Origin of the sequence: Cytobacillus sp. IB215665 (assembly GCF_033963835.1) — a bacterium.
Lineage (GTDB): Bacteria > Bacillota > Bacilli > Bacillales > SM2101 > Nanhaiella.
This window is the reverse complement of sequence record NZ_JAXBME010000008.1, coordinates 63,160-86,744: the sequence shown is the minus strand read 5'-3', so window position 1 is coordinate 86,744 and position 23,585 is coordinate 63,160. Positions and strand designations below refer to the sequence as shown.

Genomic DNA, 23,585 nt, shown 5'->3' with positions numbered 1-23,585 from the left:
CTTAGTTTTGAGTTAGAAGACAAAACACATATCTAGTTGATAGGCCTCCTACTCTTCTCGTAGCAATCTGCTAAGTTTTTCTTACTTATTTCGTTCTTGTCGTTCCCATGCTTTTAAATGTGGATATGGATCAAATGACCATTCGATATTTCCATTGTCTTTATACATTCCATAATGCAAATGGGGTGGGAATTTCCCAGCAGTTCCTGGTGGTCCATAACCTGTGCTACCGACAGAGCCGATGACCTGACCAGGCTCTACAACTTGGCCAACCTTAATATTATCTGCAAAACCATTTAAATGTGCGTAATAATGATACGTATTAGAAATGTCACGAATTCCTATTCTCCAGCCACCGAGCCTATTCCACCCCTTGATTTCAACAACCCCATAACATGTAGAGCGTACGGGTGTTCCATAATTTGCAAAAATATCAGTTCCTTCGTGGCTTCGCCTTCCTCCCCAACTCCTAGCGTATCCCCAAGTACTTCTATAACTGTAATTACTATTTAAAGATACTGGAAATGCGTGTTGAGTAAGATCTAGTTTTCCATATGTTTGATACAATTTGGCATGACTTAATATTACATCGACTGATATATCACGTTTATAATAATCCCACAATGCTATTTTGATACTTTCATGATCTGTTCCACTAGCTAAAAAGTGTTGAGTAAAGGTATATAGAACATCTTCCCCGTTTTGCTGATCAGCTAATCCGTCACCATCTCCGTCCATTCCTATGCCGCCAAATAATTGAATGGAATAAATATCTTGATCAGTTTTGTTTGGATTTAATGGACCTGCCCACATATCTGAATTGATATAAATACCTATTATCCCTTCGTCATCAGGTATGTCCCGCCTAATTCGTCGTACATTACGTTCATATTGATCAACAGCAGCCAAATAATACCACGGGATTTGTGTGACTGCTTGGAACTTTTTGTAAAGTCCCATTCGTTCACTGTAAGTTTGTTGTACATTTTTTTCCTCAGCATGAACGACATATGTTTCAGTAAAAAGGATTGCAAAAATGATTAATAATACCATATAAATACGTTGCACGAAATTCATTTCTCCCTTCTATTAAAGGTGTTGAAAAGTGAGGAAAAAAATTTGAGTTTGTTTGCTTTATCACTCATATCCATTACCGCACATACTTGAGCGCTTTAAGCTAAGCGTCCTCATGTTAATTCTGTTCGTGAAGCCCTTTTGATCCCATCTCTTAGCTACTTAATGTTAGTTTGTAGCTAAGTAGTATTTTAATAATAAAAATCGAGTAGAAATTCTTGGTAATTCTTTTTTCTTGTTCGTTTCTTGAGAAATGTGGTAAAGTGACAGAAGAAATAACATTGGATGAGGCTTTTTTGTTTACACTTTGTTGCTCATTTGTAAACTACAGCTAGTTGAAATTTAATAAATTGTCATGAACTAGTGGGATATGCATCTTTGTGCTACAAGAAATAATCAATGCATAAAGCTTGAAATTTGGATACACACATTGTTTGGATATATAATTAAGAAGATAGCTATAAATTGGAGTTGATAAAATTGGCTAACAAACAAGAATATAAACGTAAACCTGAATGGCTTAAAATAAAATTAAATACGAACGAAAATTATACAGGCCTTAAAAAAATGATGCGAGAAAAGAAGCTACATACTGTATGTGAGGAAGCGAAGTGCCCAAATATACACGAATGTTGGGCTGAGCGAAGAACGGCGACATTTATGATTTTAGGAGATATATGTACGAGAGCGTGTCGTTTTTGTGCAGTAAAAACAGGCTTACCTACAGAGCTTGACTGGCAAGAGCCTGAACGTGTAGCTGATTCTGTCCAGTTAATGAATTTAAAGCATGTGGTCGTTACAGCTGTTGCACGTGATGATTTAAAAGATGGTGGAAGTGAAGTGTTTGCAGAAACTGTTCGGGCTATTAGAAGGAAAAGCCCACTTACATCTATAGAGGTGCTCCCTTCAGATATGGGAGGAAAATATGATAATTTGAAAACATTAATGGATGCACGTCCCGATATATTAAATCATAACATTGAAACAGTTAAGCGATTATCTGATCGAGTAAGGGCTAGAGCAAAATATGAGCGTTCTTTAGAATTTTTAAGAAGAGCGAAAGAAATGCAGCCAGATATTCCAACTAAGTCAAGTATTATGATTGGTTTAGGCGAAACGAAGGAAGATCTTATAGAGGCTATGGATGATTTACGAGAAAATCAAGTTGATATTCTTACAATTGGTCAATATTTACAACCTTCAAAGAGTCATTTACCTGTTGTAAAATATTATCACCCTGATGAATTTGCTGAATTTAAAGAAATTGCGTTAAGTAAAGGTTTTAGTCATTGTGAGTCAGGCCCGCTTGTTCGTTCTTCATATCATGCTGATGAACAAGTTAATGCAGCAGCAAAGAAAGCACAGGAAGCATAAATATTTTCTAAAAGAAGTCCAGCTACAATGCTGGACTTTAGTGTTTAATGAACTTTATTTTGACATCATATTTGGAGTTGTCAATTTGTTAGAATTAAAGTCTGTTCCTTGAGGATATGTCAACATTTTCTTAATGGTTTCTTTAAGTGATTGATCAATTCTACTATTAGATGCGTCTAAGGCTCCATACCTTTCAATTTCTTTGCTTATTTCTAGATTATCTGCAACAATAATATCGTAGTACCCTGGAACAACTGATGTTGCAGTTCTCTTGACTTGCTCGGCAGTCAAATCTCTATCATCTGATTCAGTTTGATAAGCGATTAATACTTCTTCATCAGTTACGAGTGTGGCTACATCTGAAACGTTCGGTAGCTGAGTGCATAACTTACCAATTACGTCAGCTGCTTGTTCTTTATCTAATTTTGCCATCTGATCATATGTTGTATCTTTTCCAGGTATAGGGTTTTTCTGATGTCTCACATATCCATAACGAGTTGGCTCTCTATCGTTTCTCAAGTTTGTTTCATTATATAAATCGTTACGATCTGTAACATTAACTGTTGTACCGTTTCTTTCATAAAGTGCTTGTTTTTCTTCTGCATTGGTTGCACAAGCTGTTAAATAAAAAGCACTCGATATGCTGACTAGCAGTATCATCGTTTTGTTCAATTCAAACACCTCCTCATATACTAACATTGTGCAATTGAAACAGTTTTATTAGAGTAATCGAATGGTAATTCTAGAATTTTTATGGTAAAAATAAGGTAAGAACTTCTTTTTCTGCGGAGGTATATATAATGATTTGTATTAATAACCATTGTTTTGAATTAGTCGAAAATATAAAAGATGGATTTAAAGAAGAGGATTTCCGAGCAAGATATTCAGATATTTTAAATAAGTATGACTACATAGTAGGGGATTGGGGCTATAATCAATTAAGGTTACGAGGCTTTTTTGAAGATCAAAATCAAAAAGCGACATTTGATACAAAGATTAGTTCAATTTCAGAGTATTTATTTGAATATTGTAATTTTGGCTGTGCGTATTTTGTATTGAGAAAAGTAAAGAATAAAAAAAAGTAAGCTAGTATTAGAGATCAACATACAACTAGCCTTAAGTTATACCTTTTGTTTAGGCTGTTTTCCCATTAATTGTTGCAAAAATCTATAAAAATCATATCGTACACATCAGTTGTTCAAAGTAAGTGAAAAAGCAACAAAGTTTGTAAGGCCCTTTGTTTAAAAGTCCTAGCTTTGTGATATTGTAAAAAATAGAAAACAAAGTTTATGACAAGAGTTTGTCATAACACATGAGCACTTTATTTGTCATGTGGAGGGTGTGCACCAGGAAATTTGCGAGGAATATCATGATGTAGTGATTTAACCTCATAGTTAAATGCACTATAATAACGTTGACTTGGCTCCCATGAGGAGCTTTTATTCTCAACTCGCTCTTCTTGTCCCCGAGGTGAGCCATAAGGACCTTCAGGGAGTTGTTCTGGGACTATATAATTTTTCATTGCTTCAACATTTTTAAAATCTGAGTAAGATTCATTCTGATTATTATTCATGATGATTACACCTACTTTTTGGAATAATACCAACAGCTTAAAGTTAAATCTATTGGTATTATTCCCAGTAAACAGACTGAATTATACAATCTCTTCTAAAAATGAGCGCAACTCATGTGCGTCTTCTTCACTAAGCTGATAAGCCCCCTCAAGAAACCCAGGCTCATCCAAATCGTCTTGACCTATAATAGCAAATTTATTACTTAGTAAGTTTAAGACAAGGTGCTTACCGTAATATTTATCTGATTTAATAATTGCCAAATCAAAACGCTGATGCTCTCCCATGAAGCTCACAAATCTTGTTGTTGTTTGTGCAGTTTCATCATATAAAAAGAAACGTTCACTCATATGTACCCCCTCCTTACTATTAGTATATTATATCGTATGAATCAACCACGCAACTTTCTTATGAGTATCTGAACATTTAGGAGGGAAGCAGCAACAATATCGGATCTTATGATGTGGTAGAATAAGGGTAAATAAGTGCAAGTTTGTAAGTTGAAAGGAGACTCATATGTATTTTGTTGATAGACAAAAAATAGAAGCAACATTAGTCTTTTTAGATGATCATGTCCAATTAATTGAAAGTAAAAAAACATTCAATGGGCAAATTGAACAATTGGCATTGGAACGAATAGTACATATTATGATTGAATCGGTGTTAGATGTAGGTAATTTAATCATTGATGGATTCATTATGCGAGACCCAGGAAGTTATGAAGATATAATAGATATATTAATTGATGAAAAAGTCGTTTCCAAAGATGATGGTGAGGCACTTAAAAATATAATTCGTTACCGTAAAATGGTTGTCCATGATTATTTACATATAAACCATAAACAATTAATAGCTGAAGTACAGAAAAACATAGCCTGTATTAAAACATTTTCGTCGTCTGTTCTAAACTATTTAGCTAATGAATTAGGTCCAGTATCAGCTTTTAGAAGTGAACGATAGCATGCTATGCTAGCCTGCTGTTTGCAACGTATTAATTGTTATAACATGTAAAATCGTATACAATAAGAAGAGGATGGTGAAAGTACATGCAAAATAAATCCTCTTCAACACGTGATGAAATTTTAAGGTTGCTTAAATTTAAAAAGCGACTGACTGTTATTGAACTTGCTAATGAGCTTGGAATAACAGAAATGGCTGTTAGAAGACACTTAAATACATTAGAAAGAGATTTATATATACAATCTACACTTGTACGTCAAGCGATTGGTAGACCTATACATGTCTATCAATTATCAGCTAAAGGTGAAGAACTATTTCCTCGAAATTATAAATCAGTTACCTTAGAATTTTTAGAAGATATTCATAAAATGGGCGGACAAGAAATGATTCATCAACTTTTCCAAAATAGATTAGAACGATTGACGAAAAGATATGATGCTCGATTGAATAATAAAACATTTGAGGAAAAAATTAACGAACTTGCTTCTATTCAAAATGAAAATGGATATATGGCAGAAATTGAACAAAAAGACGATGACGTATTTTACATTAACGAATTTAATTGTCCCATTTCCGAAGTTGCTGAGCACTATGAACAAGCATGTGCTTGTGAATTACAACTATTTAAAGATGTACTTAAAACTGATGTGACTGCATGCTCTTGTTTAGCAAAAGGCGATGATTATTGCCGTTACGAAGTAAAAAAGCCATCAGAAAATATAAAAAAATAAAGTAAACGCTTTCTATTTTTTATAGAAAGTGTTTTTTTTGATAAGATAAGAAAGCACAATGACTATTTAGGAGAGTGTAACATGTTAAAGAAATATGAAGGCTATTTAATTGATTTAGATGGAACGATGTATAGGGGAAAAGATAAAATTGATGCAGCGAGTGATTTTGTAAAAAAATTATATAACAATAATATTCCCTATTTATTTGTAACGAATAATTCTTCTCGAACGCCAGCACAAGTAGCACAAAAGCTTAGAGATTTTGATATACCGGCTACAGAAGAGCAGGTTTTTACGACTAGTATGGCAACGGCTAACTACATATCAGAACAAAAAGAGCATGCCAGTGCATACGTAATAGGAGAGGAAGGAATTCAAACAGCATTAACTGATCAAGGAATCGAATTAAAGGATAACAAACCTGATTTTGTTGTAGTAGGGATTGATCGAAGTATTAATTATGAGAAACTTGCATTAGGTTGTCTTGCAGTAAGAGATGGAGCCACTTTTATTTCAACAAATGGTGATATTGCGATCCCAACTGAGAGAGGGTTATTACCAGGTAATGGTTCACTAACATCTGTTATTACTGTTTCAACTCAAGTTGATCCAATCTTTATAGGTAAACCAGAAAAAATAATTGTAGACCAAGCCCTAAAAGTACTTGGTGTGGCTAAAGAAAATACTTTGATGGTTGGGGATAATTACGATACAGATATTCTAGCAGGTATGAATGCTGGTATGGATACGTTATTAGTTCATACTGGTGTGACGACTAAGGAATTATTAAAAGGGTATAAGCAGCAGCCAACACACGTCATCAATACTTTAGAAGAATGGATGGAATATATTTAATTCGGCAAAAGCGGACGATCTTTCATTAAGCAATTTAGTTATTGTCGAGGAAAATTAACAATTTAAATTTACCGCAAAATGTTCAATTAACATCGTAATAAAATATATACAACGCATAAAAACTGCACGTCAAATTGTTAGATGCTGTTTAACAATTTGGCGTGCATTCAATTCTTAACACATTTGGTCGTGAATTTTTTTACTCATGCACGGTATTAACCTTCAACGATTGCAAGGTATTTCAAGGTTGCTTCTTCGGTTTCAACAAGTAAAATATCTCCTCTTTCTTTGGTTGAGAAAATCTTTGCTCCGATAGGAAGTTTATCCGACATTTTATTGTTAAAATCTGTATTAGTATCATTTCTTTCTTTTATTTCACCGATTTGAACATCCTTTGTTAATGATAATTCCTCTACCCAGTCAATTTTAGTTGCGTAGATAACCCCATCAAACTGAAAAATGTCAGCCTTAGGGTCTAAGGTTAAGACTTCTTCTGCATCAATACTGTCAATTGTTACTTCGGTTGTAGCACAGCCTGTCATAATAAATAGGAGCAATATTATTAAAACAATGAATAATCTTTGTACACTCATATGGATACCCCCTATATCCAATTAGACGAGAATTTATAAAAAAAGTTCCAATAATAGCACTTCAGCAGTGGGGAACAAGCTTACACATTTAGCTCCAAGTGTCATCGACTTGAGGTCATAAGCCAATCCGTCAAGATGGTTAAAAAGTAAACTTCGAGCCGAATTGTCTTATGCTTGTCGTGGATAAGCCGGCATCTTCCACCTTTCTTCATGTCCGGCTCCGCCTCCTACCCTCACGTGGTCACTTCAGCCCTACATCCGAAGGCAAAAAGCGCCTTCATGTGAAATGGCTCCAGTGCTTGTCGGGGATGTTCAAGGCACTTCCGCCTTTCTACATGTCTAGCTACAGGTGCCATCGACTCGAGGTCATAAGCCAATCCGTCAAGATGGTTAAAAAGCAACCACCCATCCGAATTGTCTTATGCTTGTCATCGATAAGCGGGCACCTTCCGCTTTTCTAATTACTCTGTGTTTGCGTATCTGTGGGCAAGTCGACTTGAGGCAGCTGCGGCAATCGCTCCTACGATATCGTCTAAAAATGTATGACATTTCCCTGAGGATTTATCATTTAAATCTTTAAGTATGCCAGGTTTTTCTTTGTCAATATATCCATAGTTAGTAAACCCGATTGAACCATATACATTGACAATTGATAAAGCGAGTATTTCGTCAACCCCATATAACCCTTCATCTTCAGTGATTGTTGAAAGAAGTGGTTCTTCAAGTAAGCCTTTTTCTGCAAGAATGTCTAATTGAATACCTGTCAATATAGCATTTTGTACTTCGCGTTTAGATAAAACACGTTCAATATTATCTATACATACTTGCTTCGTTAAATCTGGATGATATTTCACTTGTAGAAAATATACAAGGTCAGCAATATCATCGATTGTAACACCTCTTTGAGTTAATAGATCTCTAGCGCTCGTTTCGACTTGATTGCTTTTATTATTTTCCATTATAGTCACCTGATTCCTAAGTGTTTTTTTCTTACAGTTAAGCGTCTCATATTGAATGTAGTTGTTTTTAACACTACCCATGAGATACACGAACAGAAACCTTCATGTTTTATGGAAGTTTTCATCGATGGCTCTAGCTCTCACTTTTCTTATATTTTACTAGTTCATTGTTAAGAATGTGAAAAATATTGCCAGATTGTTTTCTATATCATAAAGGAGCATTGTAGATTATTCAAGTAATTAGCAGCATACATATAAGTAAATTAGCTAAGTTATCACATTATGAAATTGCCTAAATTATAGTGAAGAAAGGAGAATAAAATGAACAAAGAGCAAATATATGAATTTTTTGGAATATCTGTGAATGAGAGCTTTTCAAATCCAGGTAGTTTCTTATCACTTAGAAATAACCGTACGTCCTATGTTGCAGTCCGTGTTGATCACCTTGAAGATGATGAAATAATGGAGCTCGATCAGTTTAGTAAGTATTTTGTTCAAAAAGGAGACCAATTCACTGCAACGTTCGTGCCTTCTAAGAGTAAACTATTGTTTGCCCTTATTAATGACCAAAGGTATGCTTTGTTACAATATAAAAATTATCCGTACAGAAAACAAGTACATATAGCAAAGGAACTTGCCAAATTTCATCATATAGGTCGTGGGTTTCCATATTCAGTAACGAGAACTGCTAGGATTGGACAGTGGAAATACTTATGGGAAAAAAGACTTGATCAAATGGAAATATTCTGGGGGAGAAAAATAAAAGCAGAAAATCTAAATGCTTTTGATGAAAAATTTCTATGCTCATTTCCATACTACCTAGGTATAACAGAAAATGCTATTCAGTTTCTTGTTGATACAGAATTAGATGAACAACCATATCCAGTAGATTCTGCAACAGTATGCCATCAACGGTTTACAGAAAATACATGGTCGCATCAACAGCTAGTAAGGTTTCCTACAGATTGGGTTTTTGATCATCCGTCAAGAGATGTTGCTGAGTGGTTGAGACACCAGTATTTTAAAGCTGGTAAGTTTGACAACCGAACAATTCCTCAATTTATTTATCATTATGGACGTTCCAAGCAACTATCTCCTTTTTTTATTAGAATATTGTTTGCTCGTTTACTATTTCCGATACATTATTTCGATTGTATTGAAGAATATTATCGTAATTATAAACAAGAAAATGAAGAAAGGAATATAAAAGCTTTAGATACGATCTTACAAACAACAAAGCAGTATGAGTATTTTCTTAAAGAAGTGTATGATTACATGTCGTATGTAAACCAGCAAGGATCTTTAAAGAAAATGGAATGGTTATATAATTGATGTTTTTATAAAGAATCATTTTGTAAACTTTGTTTTTGTTACTAAATGATAATAACTAGATAAAGGTTGTAGTCTTAACAAGTACTTTGAAGAAAATGGATTACCACTAAAGGCAAGTTGTATAAATGTCTATAATTTAGTACGATTTACAACAACCAATCACAAAAAAACAGCCATTATAAAAGTATGCGGTTACATTTTTACATTTAAAAAAAGGCTTGTAATCATATGTAATACTCTCTATAATGTCTTTTATATATAAACAAATGTTTCTTTGGAGAAAACAATAAACGAGGTGGGGAGTATGGTACAGTCAATTTCAGTTGGCCTATTAGGTCTAGGAACAGTAGGCTCCGGTGTTGTGAAAATTATTGAAAACCATCAAGACCGTCTTATGCATCAGGTCGGCTGTCCGGTGAAAATTAAGAAAATTGTTGTAAAAGATGTTAATAAAGATAGGGATGTTAAGATAGATGCATCTGTGCTTACGACGAATGTTGATGATGTGATTAATGATCCTGACATCGACGTTATCATCGAAGTAATGGGTGGAGTAGATGAAACCCGTTCACATATTTTAGATGCGCTTAGAAATAAAAAAAATATTGTTACAGCAAATAAAGACCTTATGGCGTTATATGGCTCAGAGTTGTTGACAGTTGCTGCGCAAAACGGTTGTGATATTTTCTATGAAGCGAGTGTCGCTGGTGGAATTCCAATTTTACGAAGCTTAGTAGACGGTCTTGCTTCAGATCGAATAACTAAAATGATGGGAATTGTAAATGGGACAACGAATTTTATTTTAACGAAAATGAATAAATTTGGTAGCCCTTATGATGAGGTGCTAGCAGAAGCACAACAATTGGGATATGCCGAAGCAGATCCAACTGCAGATGTTGAAGGCTTAGATGCCGCTAGGAAAATGGCAATATTAGCTACCCTCGGCTTTTCGATGAATATTGATTTAGAAGACGTTTCAGTGAAAGGTATCACAGATATTACGGAAGAGGACCTTCAATATAGTAAGCAATTAGGATATACAATGAAGCTTGTTGGTTTGGCGAATAGAAGTGGTGATCGAGTTGAAGTTAGTGTCCAGCCGACTCTACTTCCGGAGTCGCACCCGTTATCATCAGTAAATGACGAGTACAATGCCGTATATGTTTATGGAGAAGCAGTAGGAGAAACAATGTTTTATGGCCCAGGGGCTGGTAGCTTACCAACAGCTACTGCAGTAGTTTCAGATTTGGTTGGAGTAATGAAAAACATGAGACTTGGTATTAATGGTAATAGCTTTATTACTCCACAATATGATAAGCAACTTAAAGCGGCTTCAGAAATTCTTTCAAAGTACTTTTTACGTATACATGTGAAGGATCAAGTTGGAGCTTTTGCGAAAATAACTGGTCTATTTACAGCAAGAGATGTAAGCTTTGAAAAAATATTACAGTTACCTTTAAAAGAAAGTGATTTAGCAGAAATCGTATTAGTGACACATCACGCTTCATTACAAGATTATGAGCAAATTTTGCAGCAATTACGGGATTTAGATGTTATATATGAAGTGAAAAGTTCATATCGCATAGAGGGAGAGAGTGTATAATGGCTTGGAAAGGATTATTACATCATTACAAGGAATATTTGCCAATTACTGACAACACACCATTGCTAAGTTTACATGAAGGTAATACACCATTAATCCGAGCTGACAATCTCTCAAAGGAGTTAGGAATTGACCTATACGTAAAAGTAGAAGGTGCAAATCCAACTGGTTCATTTAAAGATCGAGGGATGGTAATGGCTGTAGCAAAAGCAAAAGAGGAAGGCAGTGACACAGTGATTTGTGCTTCCACTGGAAATACTTCAGCCGCAGCTGCCGCATATGCATCCCGTGCTGGTATGCGATGTATTATAGTTATTCCTGATGGGAAAATTGCGATGGGGAAACTTGCTCAGGCAGTCATGTATGGGGCAGAGATATTTGCAATTGAAGGAAACTTTGACCATGCGCTTACAATGGTTCGTAAGCTTAGTGAAATTGCACCAGTTACGCTTGTGAACTCGGTGAATCCATATAGAATAGAAGGACAAAAAACGTCAGCATTTGAAATATGTGACCAATTAGGTTCTGCCCCTGATGTGCTAGCTATTCCTGTTGGTAACGCAGGAAATATTACTGCATACTGGAAAGGCTTTAAAGAATACAATGAAAAGCATAAGACAGGTTTACCACAAATGAGAGGTTTCGAAGCAGAAGGATCAGCTGCGATTGTAAGAGGTGAAGTAATTAACAACCCAGAAACTATTGCTACAGCGATCCGAATCGGTAATCCAGCTAGCTGGGATTATGCAGTTGATGCAGCTAAATCATCAAACGGTAAAATTGATGAAGTAACAGATGATGAGATATTAGCAGCATATCGTCTGTTAGCACGTAGTGAAGGTATCTTTGCAGAGCCTGCATCTTGTGCCTCAATAGCAGGGGTAATAAAACAGCTAGAGAGTGGAGAAATGAATAAAGGAAGCAAAGTTGTGGCTGTTTTGACTGGTAATGGCTTGAAGGATCCAAATGTTGCTATTGATTCTACAGAAATTAAGCCTGTTGTGTTGCCAAATGATGAGAAAGTTGTATTTGACCATATTCAAGGAGCTGTTCATTCGTGACTATGAATGAACGGATCGTGATAAAAGTACCAGGCAGTACGTCCAACTTAGGACCAGGGTTTGATTCTATCGGCTTAGCTGTTTCACGCTACTTAACACTTGAAGTACAAAGAAGTACACAATGGTTTTTTCATTCGCTCACAGACGAGTTAAGAGCTATTCCGACGGGTAAAGATAATCTCATATTTCAAGTTGCACAAAAAGTAGCTGATATACATGAAAAAGAGTTAACTCCATGCTATGTAGACGTTACTGGTGAAATTCCACTTGCTAGAGGGCTTGGTAGTAGTGCAGCTGCGATTGTTGCAGGAATCGAACTAGCGAATGTGTTATGTGATTTGCATATGACAAATGATGAAAAGCTTAGGTTTGCTAGTTTATATGAAGGGCACCCTGATAATGTTGGTCCATCCATTTATGGAGGGTTAATTATCGGTAGCCACCGTCAACATGAAACTGACATTATCGCAGTACATGATTTTGATGTCGATATCGTAGTCGTGATACCTGGATATGAATTGAAAACTGCTGAAGCTAGAAGTGTTCTTCCAAGTGATTTTGCATTCTCTAAGGCTGTTGAAGCAAGCTCAATTAGTAATGTGTTAATAAGCTCTTTAATGACTAAAAATTGGACGCTTGCCGGAAAAATGATGGAGCTAGACCTTTTTCATCAGCCATATCGATCAAAGCTCGTTCCTGACATAGACGAAATTAGCTCTTGTGCGAGAAGATACGGTGCCTTTGGTACAGCATTAAGTGGAGCTGGACCAACAATTATTTGTTTTGCTGAAAAAGGTAAAGGTGCAAATCTTCAAAAATCCCTACAAAGCAGCTTTTCTCAACATAAAATAGAATTTCTTTCTGTAGACAATCAAGGGAGCACGGTAGTTCAAACATCGAAAGAAAAGGAAGAAGTGAATTGACTTTTCTGTAACTAACCATTAAAGCTCTTCGTAAAATTTTGTTGTTATTTATAAACAATTGCAACACAGAGAGGTCGTTAGAAGAAAAGATGCGATGAGGTCATATGCATTTTCCGTGTTTATATTTTACTATGAACGACAATAATCAATTTAAAAACTCTACAAAAAAAGCGAAACCTCCATCCAGGAAGGTTTCGCTTTTCATATTGATGACTAATATGACATATTATATCAGGTTAGAAAACCTGTTCTACTTCTACTACACCTGGTACTTCCTCTAGAAGTGCACGCTCAATACCTGCTTTTAATGTAATTGTTGAACTCGGACAACTACCACATGCACCTAATAAACGTAACTTTACAATACCGTCTTCTACGTCAACTAATTCACAATCTCCTCCGTCGCGTAAAAGAAATGGGCGAAGTTTATCTAAAACTTCTTGTACTTGTTCTTCCATTACTAATTCAGCCAAGATTATCGACTCCTTTCCTTATTATCTATTATAAACAGTGTAATGAAAAAAATCTATCGTACGAACTTGGATATTTACCGATTGAGTTATAGAAAAAGTTTCGTTAGCAATCGTTTTCTTGTACAATAAGATAAGAACACTGAAAAAGAGGAGTGTCTTACCCTATGACTATATTACAACAAGTAGAAGTTTGTGTATACGGTACGGAAGTATTATGTCCTAGTTGTGTAAACTTACCATCTTCGAAAGAAACATATGAATGGTTGGATGCTGCAATAACGAGAAAATTTCCTAATCAGCCATTTACAATATCATATGTTGATATATACGCTCCCCCTTCAAAGGAAGACAAACAGAGCTTCGCTACTAGAGTGATAGAAGAGGATATGTTTTATCCAGTAGTTGTTATTAATGACACTATTGTTGGTGAAGGGAACCCTAAATTAAAAGCTGTATTTGAAGAAATGGAGAAATACGGCTATCAACAAGGATAACAAGCATATGACTAAGTGAATGCAACCTAAAGTTCGTACACGAAGTATGTTCGCATTAATTAGATTAATAGCAAAAAATACAGTTAAAAGACGGGTAACAACCCGTCTTTTTTAAATTAATGTACCGATGTAATCTGGCATAGCATAGTAAGCCATTGATCAGAGGCAAAAAGCCTCTGGTTTTGATATGCTCGGGGATGGTCAACCTGCTTGTGATATTTTTAAAGTAGCTCGAGGTATGCTGAATGAGCATCTGAGGCCGAGTTTAACCCCTGTGATTTTTATACATCCACAGAATTCCTGATTTTAATAGGCGAGGAACTCTTCCCATAAGAGGTCTATCTGCAAGTAAACCGAAACCATGTTTTTTACCTAAAGAACCTAGAACACCCTTTAATTTAATTGGTGGGAATTCACTTGGTGGTTCTTCATTATTCCAGCGCTTAAGTAGCACTTGAACGATTTGTTCAGCTTGCCCTTCAGCGAGTTGTGCACTAGGTGCGTGTGGCAGGCTGGCACAATCACCAACTACATAGACATTTTCATTTTCAGGAATGTTATGCTGGTTCGTTAATACTACACGTCCTTGTGCATCTTTTTCGGCAGGTAAAGCTTGAACGACTTTATTTGGCTGAATGCCTGCTGTCCAAACAATTGCATCACTTGCGATGCCCTCATCATGATTATATAAGACATTTTCTTCTACTTTCGTAATACAAGCATTATTAATTAACTCTATGTTATGTTCTAAAAACCATGACTCAACATACTTACTTAAACGTTCAGGGAACATTGATAAAATGTGTTTTCCACGGTCGAATAGTTTGATGTTTAAATCAACACGGCTTTCATGTAATTCACTCGCTAACTCTACGCCGCTTAGTCCTGCACCTACAATAGAGACAGTGGAACCTGCTGGTAAGTTATTCAGCTTTTGGTAAGTGTCTCTTGAATTATCAATTGTTTGAATACTGTACGTATATTCTTGCGCTCCAGGAACGCCATGATATTTGTCTTCACAGCCTAAACCAATGATTAAATCATCATAAGATAACGGTTCTCGATCTTGAAATTCAACTGTTTTATCTTCCAAATTAATGTTCGTAACTTCTCCATATAAGAGGTTTAACCGATCATGCTCAGGAAAAGATACTCGCACATGCGTATCTGAAATGGTACCGGCTGCCAGAGCATAGTATTCGGTTTTTAAGCAATGATATGGAATGCGATCAACTAGAGTAACTTGGACATCATTTGGTAGTTCGTTGGGTAAAAGGCGATGAAGGATACGCATACCACCGTATCCGCCACCAAGAATGACAAGGTTTTTCATTGTTGACTTCCCCTTTGTTAAAAAAGTAAGAGATTACGATAGGTACTTCATAAATTTTCTATAAAATATATAATGTTATACATATTAATATGGTTAATAACTAAATAATGATGAAACCATAAAAAAGTATAACTAAATTACGACAAAATAACAACAAATATTCCATATTTCTTGACAAAATTTGAGCAATATTGTTGACGAAACAGGAAAAAATGAGTAGCATATAAAATCAATGAGAGGTGAAAAAAATGAAGCCTATTATTGAATTTTGTGTTAGTAATTTAGCTAATGGTGGTCAACAAGCACGTGAAAAGCTTGAGAAGGATCCAAATTTAGATATCATTGAATATGGATGTTTAGGCTATTGTGGTAAATGTGCCCAATCCTTGTTTGCACTTGTCAACGGAGAGATTGTTATAGGAAAAGATGCTGATGAACTCGTAAATAATATATATCAATATTTAGAGGATAATCCGATGTTTTAATGAGACTCTTTTCGTAAATTCTGTTGCTAATGGTGCTAAATTGAGATTTAATATGACTACCGTCATTTTTATAGAAGGAAAAGTGCTTCGTAATCTAAGTTGTATTCGTATTTAATTCTTAGTACAAAAAAAATATATGTGGTAACAGAATAAACAAAGTGCACTCATTTATCAGTGCACTTTTTGTGATTGCTATTTTGATTGATCATGCTATAGCTTCCTAAACTTGATAAGCTACCTGCCTAATCTGCTTCAATCTTCATGTTCGAAAACAACAGCCTGTCCTAATCGAGAGTGACCATTTGTCGATCTTGGCGGATTTCATACCACCGTTCTCTCGTCATGCTAATGATGCCGTATTCAATCGTGTTATGTTGCTGTTCAAGAACTTTTGAAAAATATCGAATAGCTTGCTCATCATTACCAATCCTTCGATTTAATTCTCCAATCATATACAAGATACGAATTTCAGACATTTGGGTAAAGTTAAAGTCATCGGTCATATACGACTGAATATACTCCTGTAGTGCTAACTTCATAAAACGTTTTTCTTGTTTTTGGTTTGTTAATTTACGATATAACCAAGCTGTACGAAGATACATCCCAGCAATTGTTATATGTTTTTCTTTCTTAAGTAATGCACTATATATTGCTAATTTATAACTATCAATCGCATCCTTCTTTGTCCGAATCCCACAGTAATTTTTACCTGCCCAATTGTCACAAATATTTTTTTTAAGCGTTTCTATCGTTAAAGGCGGGAAAGCCTCTTCAAACTTATTTGAACTAGAAAACCCACAATGAGGGCAAACACAAATGTAATAAAGTGAAGGATCGTATGCTTCATTTTTATATTGAGGACAGAAATCTGACTCATGAAGGGAAATTTTCGTATAACGTGATCTAACCTTTTGAGTAGTATAAGTTTTTTTACATAGCAAGCATGTAGGTTTATAATCATAGAATGGAGGGATCGTATTCATCTTGCTTCCTTCCTAACTAGCAGTTTATATTTCCTAAGTATAAAATCATATTTATTTAATTATATCGTAAAATATATGAAATTAGTACTACTAATAATGAGTCGAAAGAAACAAAAAAAGTCCTTCAAATAAGATGAAGGACGATATCATACGGGGGATAATTCCAGTATGAACAAAAAATGAGTACAATATACATGAAGACTAACGGAAAAAAATATATGGAGGGTATGTTGCAATGAATCAACTGACTTTCACTAAAATGCATGGTCTAGGCAATAATTATATATATGTAAATATGTTCGAGGAAAAGCTTAAAGAGTCACAACTAGCTGAGCTTGCTATAAAAATTTCTAATGTGAATACAGGAATTGGCTCAGACGGAATGATTTTAATTTGTCCGTCAGAAGTAGCAGCTGTGAAGATGAGAATTTTTAATAATGATGGTTCAGAAGGGAAAAACTGCGGAAATGGTCTCAGATGTGTTGCGAAATATGTGTACGAACATAAAATAGTGAGTGACAAGGCATTTCCAATCGAAACACTATCAGGTATTGTACATGCGCAAATTCAAGAAGAGGAAGGCAAGGTTATTAGTATAACGATAGATATGGGTAAACCACAATTAAAACGTTCTCAAATTCCTATGGTTGGTGATGATAAGGAAACTGTTGTAAGTGAGAAAAATATTTTTGCTGGTGAAGAACGAGAAGTGACACTTGTCTCTATGGGGAATCCACATGCTATTTTTTACGTTGAACATATTGATGAGGCTCCATTAACGTCAGAAGGACCAATAATAGAGAAGGATGCAAGGTTCCCAGAAGGAATTAATGTTGAATATGTTGAAGTCGTTAATGATCACGAACTTCATTTCCGAGTTTGGGAAAGAGGATCAGGTATTACTCAAGCTTGTGGAACAGGTGCATGCGCAGCAGTAGTCGCATCTGTATTAAATAGCAAGACGATACGTAACAAAGAAACACTTGTACATTTAGCAGGTGGGGATTTACGGATCACATGGACAAATGAAGGGAATGTCATGATGACAGGACCTGCTGAAACTATATGTACGGGCACGTATTACTACTAGAACATATATCAATTTCTACCTTTATAATCCCATGTTATGACAGGGCTAATTATTTGTATAGCCAAAAGGGGAAAGGTATACTAAAAGAAAAATAAAGTACAATAGTCAACTTTCTACACATTGAAGTTTGAAGTTGAATCGACTTGGGCGGCTATAATGCAAAGCTAGACAAGTAAAATCTCAGATTGGAGGGAAGATGAATGAGTGATATTTTAGAAATAACTGAATCAGCAGCACATCAAATCAATGCGATGAAGAAAGAAAATGAAGAAGAAGGAGCTCTTCTGCGCATCGGAGTCCAAGGTGGCGGATGTAGTGGACTATCGTATGGCATGGGCTTTGAACATGAGGTAGCAGAAGGTGATATCCAATTTGAACAACACGGGATTCAAATGGTCGTTGACGAGGAAAGCGCACCAATATTAAAAGGAGTAAAAATTGATTACAAACAGTCTTTAATGGGTGGGGGCTTTACGATCGATAATCCTAACGCCATTGCGAATTGTGGCTGTGGTTCATCGTTCCGTACATCAACGAATGAGGGCACACCTGAAGAGTGTTAGAAGATAAAAGGAGATCAGGGCTCTAGACGTTGCATGTTGAGGTATTAATAACAACCCCTATAACGAGAATTGAAGGTTGTAAAAATAACAGGCTTCTTAACGGTAAATCTTTAACTGTTGAGAGGCCTTTTCTATAGCATTGAAGCAACGAAAATGTAATTAACTCATGGGATCAGTATGAATGAATAATTCCCGAAATAAAATGAAGGATAGAGACAGAGCTCTATAACTGTTTAAATTTGATTTATTAGTTATAAAATAATCAAGTCTTTAACAAGACACTCTATCTCTATGCATAATTTTCAAGGAATGTTCGTCTGTACAGAACATTATTATATCAAAGTATTAATTTATATCTAAAATAAATTTTCAAAAGAACCTAAAGAAAAGTATGGGAAGAGCATATAATTTCTTTCCCTTTATTTCTGTTAAGATAAAGTGACAGTTGCTGCAACACCAAAAGGCAATGCTACTCCTGAATTGTTCTGGATTTGTACCGATAGTAGACTACAAGCGGGAATAGGGGTAACAGGACCAGATGCACTGTCGCAACAATCAGCAGTTGGACCTGATAGTAATACGAAAATTCCTGTAGCTGTCAGGTTAGCACCGCATTGATCAGAGGAAAAAACCTCTGCCCTTACTGATTGACCCATATTTTGTAAAACTGCATTTCGAATATTGAAAGTCAGTTGGATATTATTTACTAGTTGCGGTACTACTACGGAATTGTTAAGAAAATTATTACTAAAGGTACCCAACCCTAAGAAACCATTTGCACCTATATCGACTTGTTGGTCTGTATTTAAAAAGACGGTCGGATTACCAGGTGGTCCAGTAGGTCCAGTAGGTCCAGTAGGTCCAGTAGGTCCGGTAGGTCCAGTAGGTCCAGTAGGTCCAGTAGGTCCAGTAGGCCCGGTAGGCCCAGTAGGTCCCTGAGGTCCTTGAGGTCCTTGAGGTCCTTGAGGTCCTGGTTTTCCTTGAGGCCCTTGAGGCCCTGGTTTCGGTTGTGGAACGACTTTACACTTGCAATCTTCGTCATTACTACTATAATACATTCTTCACACCTCCTTGTTCTAATTTAGTCTATGTTCGTTTTAAATAATTGGTTGGGTAGAATAGCTACAAGCTGTAAAAATAATATTAAATAACTTAAAAAGGGCATGTAATCAGAAAAGAAAGGCTTTAAAACTATTAAAAAAGATAAGTGTTTTGTTTTCAGTCTCCGATCTTTCTTTAGAAATCTAAAACATCTTATGGTTCAAATTTTCTTTTAAACGCTTGAAGTTTTTTTAAAATGTTGAATTGATTAAATGTGAGTGTTTTGTTAAGAAGCATCAATCACTAAGAACTTATGTGTCATTGCTAATAAGTCATAGCTTAAAAAATGTAATAGTTTAGCAAACTAACATGCTTGTAAAAGTACAGGGGAAAAAACGATAAGAGGAGGGAAGCTATTAAATTAAGTACCGAAAATATTGGAATTTAATGAGAAGAAATAATTAGACTTCCTGCGGGTGATTGATAAAAAGTATCTAATATAATGTTTTTGTATTGGAATTCTTGTAATTATGCTCTTTACCTACATTTTAACTGAAAATTAGAACAGCAAGATATGATGCCATACAGCAGTCATTATTATATAGAAGAAAAGATGCTAGGAATGCTAGTTGTATATATGTGACTTTTCTTAGTAAAAACAATAAATAAATCCCTACAGTTAAACTAATAATATTTATTTCTATATTTATCCACTAAATTAAGACCGATCATTTGACCGATAGCTTTTAAATTTTGTGCAGGGGTCACATAATCAGCTTTGAGCTTTAGTGCATTTAAAAAATGGATATACGCTTCATTGTATTTGTGTTGGTGCAATAAAGCTTCGCCACAGTAATTTTCTATAATATGATCCTTCTCTTCATACTGGGAAAAAATATTCTCTGCATCATGGAACCTTTTTTCTACCAATGCTTTCATTCCTTCGAAAAAATCTCTATCCTTCTGATTAATTATGAAGGGTATTGCTTCATCAAATAGCTTCACCGTTTCAGGGAATAATCCCCGCTTCGAAAGCGCTACACCCACAATAAGGTTGGCCTTTAGTTGATTTCTTTCCTTTGGCTCATCAGACCAATCAATTTCTTTTAAAAATTTACTAGGTTCAGTTTGAGCTAAGAACTCTTTAATGTGTTGTACAAGCGTCTCGTAGCTATTGTTTTGCGATGCATTCTTTGAATGCCGACGATATAAATAGATTGGTTCTGGAATATGGTAGGATGGGTAATTGACGGCAATATTCATAACAAATGCAGTATCTTCGCCGAGTACATATGGTGGGATTTTATTGTTTATTATCTTTTCTTTTCTATACATAATCGTACCATTATTATAAGGAGTACCTACATTGATAAAAAAAGAAAACAATTCTGAAGGATGAATATTATTCGATTGCCAATAACCGACTGGCTGATTAAATTCGTTGATTAATAGCATATCTGAATGAACAAAGACAATGTCTTCTCCGTAGAATCCTTCTAACAGTTTCTCAAATCGATTCTTCAATGACAGATCATCAGCATCATGGAAAGTAATAAAGTCTCCCTTACAATGACTTAACCCTTTATTTCTTGCCGCAGCTACCCCTTTGTTCTCTTGAAGAAAATAACGTATTCTTCGATCTGTAAAGGATTTTATCACCTCTTCACTTTTATCTGTGGACCCGTCATTTACGATAATTAGCTCAAAATTTTCCTCTGTCTGATTTAAGATACTTTCAATTGTTTCTTTAATGAATGCTTCTCCATTGTAAACAGGTAGAATAACACTGATCATAAATTCACCCCTCGTTATTTTTTAGAATGTCTTTGAAAAAAGCCTTATTATGCAAAACGCTCGGGTCATTGGGGGCATAAGTCTCAGCGTATTCATTATGCTCATTAGCTTTTTGAAGATCATGTAATTCCCAGTGGCAAACACAAAGCTGTAGGTGTGCAATCTTCATCCATTCGGAAGAAACATTTTCCATTTTAAGAATCTGCTCATACCAATAGGCTGCAGTTTTATAATCACCCCAATTGACATAATAATATCCAATATCAGAGCATTTACTTACGTCAAGTAAATTGCTGTCTAAAGATAAAATATGAGCTTTGTCGTTTATTAACGAATCAATTAAATGACCAAAATCTATAGCGATTTTCCCTTCTTGAGCTAGCTCTACACAAATTAGGTTTGCAGCAATTCCAGCTGAGACGAACACCACGTCATATTCATATTCTTTTGCTCTAGCAATGACATTTGAAACATCTTTTACTCCAAAAACGGGAACGTTACCAACTATATTCTCGTAACCAATGTCTTCAAAATACTTTCTTCCCTCATTCATCTTATTTCCAATTAACAATACACGGTGGTGCTGTAATAACTCATGATACAGTGTAGTATACCGACAAAGCTCAAAATGAATAAATGAACTCGTTACGTTCATTTTCTTTAAATTCCAATTATGGTAGTTCACTAGCTTTATAAATAAGTTTTGAAAGGTAGGATACCTCGCGATTGGCACACCTATTACATTTGTTAATAATAATTTTTCTGTTAAAAAATCTCTAGTTTCATGATCAGGTAAGGTAACTCCTGCATAAGAAAGAAATTGGAGTCGAGGTTCTTTGTTAATTTCCTCACTTGAATTGATTAGGTCATGTGACAAAAAAATTAACTCTCCATCTCCAATTCGAACAAGAGAATATCCCTTTCCATTTCTTAGTGCCTCTCTTATTTCGTTAGCGATATGCTCCGCGTTTTTCAGCTTGATTTTTTCCTCACTTAACTGTTTTATTCCAGCATCAATGATGTTTTCAATGCTAAATGGTAAAATAAATTGCTTATTTAAACTTTCCTCTACAATCTTGTCACCACCATAATATAAGCCTTCAACAGCATAGTTTTTGTTGTTACCTACTTCAACATGACCATACTTCTTAAGCTTTTGCCATTCACTTTTTGATATGTTATACATCTATTTTTCATTCCTTTTCACATTCTTAAAGGTATAACTTTTCATCAAACGGCTTGTTAATTAAATGCATATATTCTAACTCTGTTTTCTTTATTTTTTCAATAATGTTTGGTCTATCTTGACTAATTAAAAGTTCTAACTCCATTATTTTGGTTTCGAGGTCTGTTGAATCAGTTGAAATAACGAAATCCTCCAAATTGAGGGAGTGAGCAAAATCAAAAACTTTAAATCGATATGCTAAGGCGATTGGAGGTGTACCCGCAGCAATAGAAATAATATTTGCATGCAATTTAAAATTGATTGTGAAAGAAAAATTTGATATAAGGTCTATTAACGCATCCTGATGATAGAGGGTTGTGTCCAAGATGACATTTTCTTGATCATTTATTTTATGATAAATTGATTTTAAAGCTGGAATATCTTGATCCCAGACCGTATATAAGTGAATTTTGTAGCCTTTTTGAATGAGTGATTTTATTACGTTCATTAATGAATTCTCTAGCTGACGCTCATTTGCTCCGTATATGCGGTTAAAAGATGTTCCCCAATTAACTCCAATTACTTTATTTGTAGATGGGAAAGATACTTTATCCTCTTCTTTGGATGTAGTTCTCTCTGAGAGAAGGAACCCAGGATCTCCGCAAATCATCATTTTATCTTCGTTTGCTCCCATTTGCTTAATAATTTCGTACGTTAATGGTCCCCTAACACCTACAAATTCTGCATGCTCTATGACTTCTATTAATTTTTTCTGAATATCTTTCGTAAAGTATTTATCGACGTTAATTCTTTTTCCTTCTAATAATAATGGAATATGGTCTAATTGAATTAAATCTATACCTGACCCCCAAATAAGTACTTTCTTACCTCTTTTTATAGCTTCATATAACAAAGGAATGTTATTTTTACAAATAATAGAGCCACCTCCTAACACAATTAAATCATGTGTATCAAGGTTATACTCTTCGATTGATGTGCGCATATAAGTACCTTTAAGCTCCCATTCTTTATCAGCTAATATTTCATTGAATTTATATCGGAAAAGATCCCAAAGCAAATCATCACCAAGGTTTTTATAACCAATCCATCCGACATATAAAACTTTTT

The 23,585-nt window shown here is 35.1% G+C and carries 24 protein-coding genes and 2 pseudogenes; 13 read left to right on the top strand and 13 right to left on the bottom strand.

The window, feature by feature from the left end; translation table 11 throughout:
• Positions 1-81: 81 nt before the first annotated feature.
• Positions 82-1,068, bottom strand: a complete 987-nt coding sequence (locus SLH52_RS12220) for a M23 family metallopeptidase (RefSeq protein WP_320209555.1) — start codon at positions 1,066-1,068, stop codon at positions 82-84.
• 486 nt (positions 1,069-1,554) lie between these two features.
• Here SLH52_RS12220 and lipA point away from each other — a divergent pair, with 486 nt between their 5' ends.
• Positions 1,555-2,448: a lipoyl synthase gene (gene lipA, locus SLH52_RS12215; RefSeq protein WP_320209554.1), complete on the top strand. Its 894-nt coding sequence runs from the start codon at positions 1,555-1,557 to the stop codon at positions 2,446-2,448.
• Positions 2,449-2,502: 54 nt separating this feature from the next.
• On the opposite strand, the gene SLH52_RS12210 is transcribed toward lipA, so the two are convergent.
• Positions 2,503-3,120 (bottom strand): YhcN/YlaJ family sporulation lipoprotein, encoded by a 618-nt coding sequence (locus SLH52_RS12210; protein ID WP_320209553.1) that lies wholly within the window; start codon positions 3,118-3,120, stop codon positions 2,503-2,505.
• A 128-nt stretch (positions 3,121-3,248) separates the two neighbouring features.
• On the opposite strand from SLH52_RS12210, the gene SLH52_RS12205 reads away from it, so the two are divergent.
• Complete coding sequence (locus SLH52_RS12205) at positions 3,249-3,533, top strand: YutD family protein (protein ID WP_214481063.1); 285 nt, start codon at positions 3,249-3,251, stop codon at positions 3,531-3,533.
• A 236-nt stretch (positions 3,534-3,769) separates the two neighbouring features.
• On the opposite strand, the gene SLH52_RS12200 is transcribed toward SLH52_RS12205, so the two are convergent.
• Both SLH52_RS12200 and SLH52_RS12195 read right to left on the bottom strand, forming a co-directional pair.
• Positions 3,770-4,021 carry a cytosolic protein gene (locus SLH52_RS12200; protein ID WP_320209552.1) on the bottom strand — a complete coding sequence of 84 codons (252 nt, stop codon included), beginning with the start codon at positions 4,019-4,021 and terminating at the stop codon, positions 3,770-3,772.
• Between the two features lie 81 nt (positions 4,022-4,102).
• Positions 4,103-4,369: a DUF3055 domain-containing protein gene (locus SLH52_RS12195; protein WP_214481061.1), complete on the bottom strand. Its 267-nt coding sequence runs from the start codon at positions 4,367-4,369 to the stop codon at positions 4,103-4,105.
• A gap of 166 nt (positions 4,370-4,535) precedes the next feature.
• Here SLH52_RS12195 and SLH52_RS12190 point away from each other — a divergent pair, with 166 nt between their 5' ends.
• The 3 genes from SLH52_RS12190 to SLH52_RS12180 all read left to right on the top strand — a co-directional run bounded on the left by SLH52_RS12190 (position 4,536) and on the right by SLH52_RS12180 (position 6,565).
• Positions 4,536-4,979 (top strand): DUF86 domain-containing protein, encoded by a 444-nt coding sequence (locus SLH52_RS12190; protein WP_320209551.1) that lies wholly within the window; start codon positions 4,536-4,538, stop codon positions 4,977-4,979.
• Positions 4,980-5,065: 86 nt separating this feature from the next.
• Entirely contained in the window at positions 5,066-5,710 is a 645-nt protein-coding gene (locus tag SLH52_RS12185) for a metalloregulator ArsR/SmtB family transcription factor (protein ID WP_320209550.1), read from the top strand.
• Positions 5,711-5,791: 81 nt separating this feature from the next.
• The gene (locus SLH52_RS12180) at positions 5,792-6,565 is read left to right on the top strand and encodes a TIGR01457 family HAD-type hydrolase (protein ID WP_320209549.1); all 774 of its coding nucleotides are present in this window, start codon (positions 5,792-5,794) and stop codon (positions 6,563-6,565) included.
• Between the two features lie 215 nt (positions 6,566-6,780).
• On the opposite strand, the gene SLH52_RS12175 is transcribed toward SLH52_RS12180, so the two are convergent.
• Together SLH52_RS12175 and SLH52_RS12170 are read right to left on the bottom strand one after the other, a co-directional pair.
• Entirely contained in the window at positions 6,781-7,158 is a 378-nt protein-coding gene (locus tag SLH52_RS12175) for a hypothetical protein (protein ID WP_320209548.1), read from the bottom strand.
• Between the two features lie 461 nt (positions 7,159-7,619).
• Positions 7,620-8,117 carry a phosphatidylglycerophosphatase A gene (locus SLH52_RS12170; RefSeq protein WP_320209547.1) on the bottom strand — a complete coding sequence of 166 codons (498 nt, stop codon included), beginning with the start codon at positions 8,115-8,117 and terminating at the stop codon, positions 7,620-7,622.
• Between the two features lie 321 nt (positions 8,118-8,438).
• Between SLH52_RS12170 and yutH the strand changes: the two genes are divergently transcribed.
• The 4 genes from yutH (at position 8,439) to thrB (ending at position 13,036) form a co-directional block, all read left to right on the top strand.
• Entirely contained in the window at positions 8,439-9,449 is a 1,011-nt protein-coding gene (gene yutH / locus SLH52_RS12165) for a spore coat putative kinase YutH (RefSeq protein ID WP_320209546.1), read from the top strand.
• Positions 9,450-9,753: 304 nt separating this feature from the next.
• The gene (locus SLH52_RS12160; protein ID WP_320209545.1) at positions 9,754-11,052 is read left to right on the top strand and encodes a homoserine dehydrogenase; all 1,299 of its coding nucleotides are present in this window, start codon (positions 9,754-9,756) and stop codon (positions 11,050-11,052) included.
• A complete protein-coding gene (gene thrC / locus SLH52_RS12155) occupies positions 11,052-12,113 on the top strand; it encodes a threonine synthase (protein ID WP_320209544.1) in 1,062 nt (353 codons plus the stop codon). Before SLH52_RS12160 ends, thrC begins: the two co-directional genes overlap by 1 nt.
• Before the next feature lie 2 nt (positions 12,114-12,115).
• Positions 12,116-13,036 carry a homoserine kinase gene (gene thrB, locus SLH52_RS12150; protein ID WP_320209564.1) on the top strand — a complete coding sequence of 307 codons (921 nt, stop codon included), beginning with the start codon at positions 12,116-12,118 and terminating at the stop codon, positions 13,034-13,036.
• Between the two features lie 236 nt (positions 13,037-13,272).
• Here the strand turns inward: thrB and SLH52_RS12145 are convergent.
• Positions 13,273-13,599, bottom strand: a pseudogene (locus SLH52_RS12145) (NifU family protein).
• Positions 13,600-13,673: 74 nt separating this feature from the next.
• On the opposite strand from SLH52_RS12145, the gene SLH52_RS12140 reads away from it, so the two are divergent.
• A complete protein-coding gene (locus SLH52_RS12140; RefSeq protein WP_320209543.1) occupies positions 13,674-14,003 on the top strand; it encodes a YuzD family protein in 330 nt (109 codons plus the stop codon).
• 265 nt (positions 14,004-14,268) lie between these two features.
• Here the strand turns inward: SLH52_RS12140 and SLH52_RS12135 are convergent, their stop codons facing one another.
• Complete coding sequence (locus SLH52_RS12135) at positions 14,269-15,336, bottom strand: NAD(P)/FAD-dependent oxidoreductase (protein WP_320209542.1); 1,068 nt, start codon at positions 15,334-15,336, stop codon at positions 14,269-14,271.
• 248 nt (positions 15,337-15,584) lie between these two features.
• Here SLH52_RS12135 and SLH52_RS12130 point away from each other — a divergent pair, with 248 nt between their 5' ends.
• Entirely contained in the window at positions 15,585-15,821 is a 237-nt protein-coding gene (locus SLH52_RS12130; protein WP_320209541.1) for a YuzB family protein, read from the top strand.
• Positions 15,822-16,105: 284 nt separating this feature from the next.
• Here SLH52_RS12130 and SLH52_RS12125 read toward each other — a convergent pair whose 3' ends face one another.
• Entirely contained in the window at positions 16,106-16,804 is a 699-nt protein-coding gene (locus SLH52_RS12125) for a DUF2225 domain-containing protein (RefSeq protein ID WP_320209540.1), read from the bottom strand.
• Between the two features lie 235 nt (positions 16,805-17,039).
• On the opposite strand from SLH52_RS12125, the gene dapF reads away from it, so the two are divergent.
• Entirely contained in the window at positions 17,040-17,894 is an 855-nt protein-coding gene (dapF, locus tag SLH52_RS12120) for a diaminopimelate epimerase (protein WP_320209539.1), read from the top strand.
• Between the two features lie 200 nt (positions 17,895-18,094).
• Entirely contained in the window at positions 18,095-18,457 is a 363-nt protein-coding gene (locus SLH52_RS12115) for an iron-sulfur cluster assembly accessory protein (RefSeq protein ID WP_320209538.1), read from the top strand.
• A 428-nt stretch (positions 18,458-18,885) separates the two neighbouring features.
• Here SLH52_RS12115 and SLH52_RS12110 read toward each other — a convergent pair whose 3' ends face one another.
• From SLH52_RS12110 to SLH52_RS12095, 4 genes and pseudogenes are all read right to left on the bottom strand, one after another.
• On the bottom strand, positions 18,886-19,515 hold the full coding sequence (locus SLH52_RS12110; protein ID WP_320209537.1) for a hypothetical protein: 630 nt from the start codon (positions 19,513-19,515) through the stop codon (positions 18,886-18,888).
• Positions 19,516-20,182: 667 nt separating this feature from the next.
• Positions 20,183-21,292, bottom strand: coding sequence for a glycosyltransferase family 2 protein (locus SLH52_RS12105; protein ID WP_320209536.1), 1,110 nt, complete (start codon positions 21,290-21,292; stop codon positions 20,183-20,185).
• A gap of 4 nt (positions 21,293-21,296) precedes the next feature.
• Positions 21,297-22,478: a GT-D fold domain-containing glycosyltransferase gene (locus SLH52_RS12100; RefSeq protein ID WP_320209535.1), complete on the bottom strand. Its 1,182-nt coding sequence runs from the start codon at positions 22,476-22,478 to the stop codon at positions 21,297-21,299.
• A 25-nt stretch (positions 22,479-22,503) separates the two neighbouring features.
• Positions 22,504-23,538, bottom strand: a pseudogene (locus SLH52_RS12095) (polysaccharide pyruvyl transferase family protein); the annotation flags it as partial.
• Between the last annotated feature and the right edge of the window lie 47 nt (positions 23,539-23,585).

Excerpts from the sequence above, each read along its gene's own strand:
- SLH52_RS12205 (WP_214481063.1), top strand. The coding sequence starts at position 3,249 with ATGATTTGTATTAATAACCATTGTTTTGAATTAGTCGAAAATATAAAA.
- SLH52_RS12200 (WP_320209552.1), bottom strand. The coding sequence starts at position 4,021 with ATGAATAATAATCAGAATGAATCTTACTCAGATTTTAAAAATGTTGAA.
- SLH52_RS12195 (WP_214481061.1), bottom strand. The coding sequence starts at position 4,369 with ATGAGTGAACGTTTCTTTTTATATGATGAAACTGCACAAACAACAACA.
- SLH52_RS12190 (WP_320209551.1), top strand. The coding sequence starts at position 4,536 with ATGTATTTTGTTGATAGACAAAAAATAGAAGCAACATTAGTCTTTTTA.
- SLH52_RS12185 (WP_320209550.1), top strand. The coding sequence starts at position 5,066 with ATGCAAAATAAATCCTCTTCAACACGTGATGAAATTTTAAGGTTGCTT.
- SLH52_RS12180 (WP_320209549.1), top strand. The coding sequence starts at position 5,792 with ATGTTAAAGAAATATGAAGGCTATTTAATTGATTTAGATGGAACGATG.
- SLH52_RS12175 (WP_320209548.1), bottom strand. The coding sequence starts at position 7,158 with ATGAGTGTACAAAGATTATTCATTGTTTTAATAATATTGCTCCTATTT.
- SLH52_RS12170 (WP_320209547.1), bottom strand. The coding sequence starts at position 8,117 with ATGGAAAATAATAAAAGCAATCAAGTCGAAACGAGCGCTAGAGATCTA.
- yutH (WP_320209546.1), top strand. The coding sequence starts at position 8,439 with ATGAACAAAGAGCAAATATATGAATTTTTTGGAATATCTGTGAATGAG.
- SLH52_RS12160 (WP_320209545.1), top strand. The coding sequence starts at position 9,754 with ATGGTACAGTCAATTTCAGTTGGCCTATTAGGTCTAGGAACAGTAGGC.
- thrC (WP_320209544.1), top strand. The coding sequence starts at position 11,052 with ATGGCTTGGAAAGGATTATTACATCATTACAAGGAATATTTGCCAATT.
- thrB (WP_320209564.1), top strand. The coding sequence starts at position 12,116 with ATGAATGAACGGATCGTGATAAAAGTACCAGGCAGTACGTCCAACTTA.
- SLH52_RS12140 (WP_320209543.1), top strand. The coding sequence starts at position 13,674 with ATGACTATATTACAACAAGTAGAAGTTTGTGTATACGGTACGGAAGTA.
- SLH52_RS12135 (WP_320209542.1), bottom strand. The coding sequence starts at position 15,336 with ATGAAAAACCTTGTCATTCTTGGTGGCGGATACGGTGGTATGCGTATC.
- SLH52_RS12130 (WP_320209541.1), top strand. The coding sequence starts at position 15,585 with ATGAAGCCTATTATTGAATTTTGTGTTAGTAATTTAGCTAATGGTGGT.
- SLH52_RS12125 (WP_320209540.1), bottom strand. The coding sequence starts at position 16,804 with ATGAATACGATCCCTCCATTCTATGATTATAAACCTACATGCTTGCTA.
- dapF (WP_320209539.1), top strand. The coding sequence starts at position 17,040 with ATGAATCAACTGACTTTCACTAAAATGCATGGTCTAGGCAATAATTAT.
- SLH52_RS12115 (WP_320209538.1), top strand. The coding sequence starts at position 18,095 with ATGAGTGATATTTTAGAAATAACTGAATCAGCAGCACATCAAATCAAT.
- SLH52_RS12110 (WP_320209537.1), bottom strand. The coding sequence starts at position 19,515 with ATGTATTATAGTAGTAATGACGAAGATTGCAAGTGTAAAGTCGTTCCA.
- SLH52_RS12105 (WP_320209536.1), bottom strand. The coding sequence starts at position 21,292 with ATGATCAGTGTTATTCTACCTGTTTACAATGGAGAAGCATTCATTAAA.
- SLH52_RS12100 (WP_320209535.1), bottom strand. The coding sequence starts at position 22,478 with ATGTATAACATATCAAAAAGTGAATGGCAAAAGCTTAAGAAGTATGGT.